Here is a 4,411-nt window from a genome sequence, read left to right as displayed (position 1 = left end):
GGCTGCTCTCCGACATGAATGGCAACAGCTCGTCCTTGAAACTACCTTGCTCATATTGTTGAGTAGAAATGGCTCTTGCTGATACATGGTTCTCCGTTCCCTCAAATCTTGCATTCAGTTTGCCAAAGCTATAGTCTCGGCTAATCTGCGTACCCTTGAAGCTATATCCATCCTTGCAAAAACGGATGCCTTGAACCTTGCTCCGCTCCTTGTCCTTATAGACAAACTCCAAGAGAATACCTCGTTTTGCAAGTTCATTCTTGAACTTCTGCCAACTATCTGCGACTTCCAATGCATCCTTGACGGCATTGTGAATCTCATATTTCGCTCGTTCGGCATTGCGCAATTTGCGAGTATTAGTATTGCTCTTGTCCGTTCCGTAGGTCAGTCCATACTTGGATTTTAGAGCCTTGGTCACTTGCTCATTACGCCTGTAATCATTCCTGTCTGATATGAGCTTGCCCTCGTTATTGATGCGGTTATACACGATATGACAATGTGGATTGTCGGTGTTGTGATGCCTTGCAATGATGAATTGGGTTTTGGTGATGCCCATCATCTGCATGTATTTAAGGGCTATCTTAGCCATGAACTCATCCGTCAAACGTGGCTTGTCCTCTGGTTTGAAGCTCAATGCAATGTGTCCCACAGGCTTCTTAATCCTTGGATTTAGCTGCCTCTGTAGCTCGAAACTTTGCGTTATCTCGGCATTCGTGCCGAGTAACACACCATCCGAGGCGATGATTTTCGCCTCGTCCTTGCCTGTAACATAGCGGATGCAACCACCAAATGAGCTGCCCTTCTTTAGCTTGCCTATCATGTGGTATCCTCCTTTCTGCCCATACTGCTTGGTTTCGGTTTATAACTTGCTTGGCGATACTCGCCAAGGATTGCTTTCAATCTTCTCAACAAGTCCACCACATATACATGGGTTTCATGGAAACCTCTCTGATGCGACAGCTTGGTAAGTTGGTTGAGATTGTTCGCCATGCCAATGAGATTCTTGGCGATGGCTATCGTCTCAGTGTTGTGTCCACTGACCACCTCGCCGTTCAAGGCGGACTCACGGATGTACTCCGCCAACTTGCGGTTGGCTTTTCTTGCCCTCAGTCTCAATGCCTCGTAGCTTGGCTTCGAGAACTTCACCGTGACAGACTTCGACAGCTTGCGAACCCTGCCCGTGGGCGCTCTTCCGCCCTTTCTCTTGTCTTGTTTCTGTACGTTTGTCATTCGATACACTGTTTACAGTTGGTACACTCACTTTCTGCGACCGTCGGGAGCAAAATTCCTCCACCCTCATGGTGGAGCGAGGCGTTTTGGGATTCCCAAAACATAACCTCGCTCCCTCTCAGAACACGTTAGTTGGAACTACAGCCTTTCAGCTATCCACATCCAAGGTCGCAGACCTTAATTCTCACAATTTGCGCCAAGCCTCGAAGTCCTCTTCATAAAGGCTTAGGTGGTGGCGCACGATGTTCTCGATGATGCCCGATACGCTCATGCGTCTCCCTCCGAGGATGCGGACGACACGATCAAGACGGTCTCGTACATCGGAACTGACGAAGACTGGCTTGCGGTCGTCAATCCTTGGAACCTGGAGGAAGGTCTGCTGATACTCCTCCAATGTCGCCTTGCGCTGCTTGCCACTGATGCGCTTCTGCGGATTCGGTGGCGATTGAGCCTCGTTCGTTGATGTTTCCTCTCTATAGGGAGTTGTTGCAGCAACTTTCTCTACAATTGCTCTCAACTCTGGGTTCTCTACATCATCATAGAGAGAATTACAACTACTTGGATTGGCTTTGTTGCCATACGTAGATGGTTTAACAAAATCCAAATACTCTTTTTCCATCAGCTCCTTTTGCCCAGGAGTCAAGACTGCATCTTTTGTTTTTGCCATAACTTACATTGTTTTATTTGTTAGTATAGTGGTCACGGTTTGCACCATTGACCGATTGTCGGATGCAAAGTAAGTGTACTGAGTGCAGCCATGCAACTGATTGGGTGTAACGTGGCAATTTAGTTGTGGCTTGCTTATTTGCATACCGAGATAGTTGTGAGAACTTCAACGTATTTCTCAACTCATCATTGTTCATGTATTCGTTGCAGTCGTGCAAGTTTTTCTTGTTGTTTTTGGCGTTGAAGTCGGCAAACCCCGGCAACATACTGCCACAGAAATTGAAAGCGCTTGTTTTTAGATTGCCGTGCCTTATCTTTGCACTCACAAACGTGGAGCACAGCATATGCGTGGAGCTTTGCGACATATAACATAGTATTGACTTAGAAAAAAGAAAAGTATGGGATTCATCGTATTCGAGGAAGAGGCATTCAACTATCTTGATGCCCAGTTGGAGAACTTCGTGAAGCGCATGGACAGAATCCGTGAGCGCAGTGAGGACAAGACCATGAACAAGTGGCTCGACACGCAGGACGTGTGTCAGACGCTCAACATCTGCCCACGGACAGTGCAGACGCTTCGGGACAACGGAACTTTGGCTTATACGCAAATCAGCCACAAGACTTACTACAAGCCGGAGGACGTGATGGCTATCGTAGCAGTAGTGGAGGACAGGAAAAAGGACATGCGCTTTCGCAAGCGCACAGGTTAGGCTGTCAATATACAACAGCCACTTTATCCAATGCAGCAAGTAAATTGAGTAACGTAAGTATCAACAATAAAACGAGACAACTATGAGCAATGAAGTAATGACAAGAAACAGCGAGTGGATGAACCACATCGTGAACCACCTCAACCGAATGGTTGACAATTTTGAACGTGCCGTGATGAACTACCGCCCCATGCTTGGCGGTGAGCGCTTCATGACGGACAAGGAGCTTTGTGCCAGGCTGCAACTGAGCCGAAGAACCCTGCAGGACTACCGAAACAACGGTGTCATCCCGTATATCCAGCTTGGCGGAAAGATACTCTACCGCGAGTCCGATATTCAGAAGATTCTGATGGCTAACTATCGTGAGGCGTACAGAATGAAGGGCTTGTAGGAGAAATACATGTCCTTGATGAGTGGGGTGAAATGAACAAGGCGACAACGTATAACTTACCGAGCGTGGCTGTTATAGGTTGTCGCCTCGTTTTATTGGCTATACCGAGTTGGTCGTGTTTGCCGGGTATCATTTGTGTTACCTGTATAAATCTAATACCATGCTAAAACACACTGCGGAGGTTCGCCCAAGTGGCTGGAGGCGCAAAGCCTCCAAGGAACGTTGCTTTATGGCAGGTCTATGCCATTGCGTTCTCTGTAAAGATACAGACCAGTTTGGTGCGGCTTGTCTGCTTGCCTATGACGGACTGCATGATGAACTCCCGAAAGGCTCTGCTCTCAATGCTGTCAATACGGAAGGCTACCGCAATGACGAGTTCAAGGCTATACACATCATAGCTGATACGGTCGTTCTTCCTGACATGACGGCGTACACCCTGCTCTTTCAGAATGCCGTCCTTGAATACAGCCTTGACTGCCTTGCGCACATAGCAGCCGAATACATTATACATGTCGGCAATCTCCTGCATGGTCATCCATACAGTATCGGTCGGCATGGATACCGTTCCGCTCTCGCTGATAGTTATAATACCTCTGTTCATTTTCCAATAGTTTTTTCGTTCGATAATCTGTTCCTTTCCCGCTTGGCAATAAGCTTATCCATGTCATTTGAAATCTTCTGCTCCGTCACCTGCGCATAGACCTGTGTGCTTGTAATGTCTGCGTGTCCCATCATCTTGGCTATGCTGCCGATGGGAATGTCCTCGTTGAGCATCAAGACTCCGAATGTATGGCGGCTGGCGTGGAATCCCAACTTATTGCTTATGCCAAGCACCATTCCAAGGGTATGCACATCAAGATAGATGTCTTTCTTCTCACCCAGTGGAAAAACAGGCTTGCTGTCGTCCGTGGTATTGTAGAGCGAAAGAATCTTCTCGGCTATCGGATGGAGTGGCACGAAGAACTCCACGCCTGTCTTCTCTCTTTCCTTGCGGATGAACTTCCTACCCTCGGAGTTCTCACTGATATGGTGAGGGTACAGTTTCTTTACATCTATATAGGATAAGGAGGTGAGCGAGGCAAAAATGAAACATCTGCGTGCAAGCTCCGTTCGCTCGTCAGCCATCGGGGTAGAGAGCATCCTGATGAAGTCTGCCTTGCTGATATGGGTCATCTTCGGGGCTGCCTTCTTCTCATACCCTATCCTGGCTATGGGATTGAAGCGGATAATGCTCCTGTCCACTGCCTTGTACATCAACATGTTCAGCCAGAGAAGGCAATGGTTCACGTAGCTGTCGATGCGTCCCTGGTCTCGTTTCAGGAATAGCTTGTATTCCTCTCCGAAATTCTCGTCTATGTCCTCAAAGGCGATGTCGTCCTTATCCAACGAATGGACAAAGGCTCTCAGGTTCTTC

7 protein-coding genes are annotated in these 4,411 nt (G+C 47.8%); 2 read left to right on the top strand and 5 right to left on the bottom strand.

The window, feature by feature from the left end:
• From CFT61_RS16110 to CFT61_RS16100, 3 genes are all read right to left on the bottom strand, one after another.
• On the bottom strand, positions 1-820 hold an 820-nt coding region (locus tag CFT61_RS16110), incomplete at its 3' end, for a relaxase/mobilization nuclease domain-containing protein (protein ID WP_089545410.1).
• Positions 817-1,230 (bottom strand): plasmid mobilization protein, encoded by a 414-nt coding sequence (locus tag CFT61_RS16105; RefSeq protein WP_089545409.1) that lies wholly within the window; start codon positions 1,228-1,230, stop codon positions 817-819. The genes CFT61_RS16105 and CFT61_RS16110, both read right to left, overlap by 4 nt.
• A gap of 184 nt (positions 1,231-1,414) precedes the next feature.
• On the bottom strand, positions 1,415-1,897 hold the full coding sequence (locus tag CFT61_RS16100; RefSeq protein WP_007902100.1) for a DUF3408 domain-containing protein: 483 nt from the start codon (positions 1,895-1,897) through the stop codon (positions 1,415-1,417).
• 397 nt (positions 1,898-2,294) lie between these two features.
• Between CFT61_RS16100 and CFT61_RS16090 the strand changes: the two genes are divergently transcribed.
• Both CFT61_RS16090 and CFT61_RS16085 read left to right on the top strand, forming a co-directional pair.
• A complete protein-coding gene (locus tag CFT61_RS16090) occupies positions 2,295-2,606 on the top strand; it encodes a helix-turn-helix domain-containing protein (protein WP_008628599.1) in 312 nt (103 codons plus the stop codon).
• An 82-nt stretch (positions 2,607-2,688) separates the two neighbouring features.
• Entirely contained in the window at positions 2,689-2,997 is a 309-nt protein-coding gene (locus CFT61_RS16085; RefSeq protein ID WP_008145366.1) for a helix-turn-helix domain-containing protein, read from the top strand.
• Between the two features lie 238 nt (positions 2,998-3,235).
• Here CFT61_RS16085 and CFT61_RS16080 read toward each other — a convergent pair whose 3' ends face one another.
• Both CFT61_RS16080 and CFT61_RS16075 read right to left on the bottom strand, forming a co-directional pair.
• A complete protein-coding gene (locus tag CFT61_RS16080; protein ID WP_089545407.1) occupies positions 3,236-3,598 on the bottom strand; it encodes a hypothetical protein in 363 nt (120 codons plus the stop codon).
• A partial coding sequence (locus tag CFT61_RS16075; protein ID WP_089545406.1) for a site-specific integrase occupies positions 3,595-4,411 on the bottom strand: 817 nt, incomplete at its 5' end. The genes CFT61_RS16080 and CFT61_RS16075, both read right to left, overlap by 4 nt.

Origin of the sequence: Segatella copri, assembly GCF_002224675.1 — a bacterium.
GTDB lineage: Bacteria > Bacteroidota > Bacteroidia > Bacteroidales > Bacteroidaceae > Prevotella > Prevotella copri_U.
The sequence above is the reverse complement of the archived record's forward strand: the minus strand, read 5'-3'. Positions and strand labels throughout refer to the sequence as shown.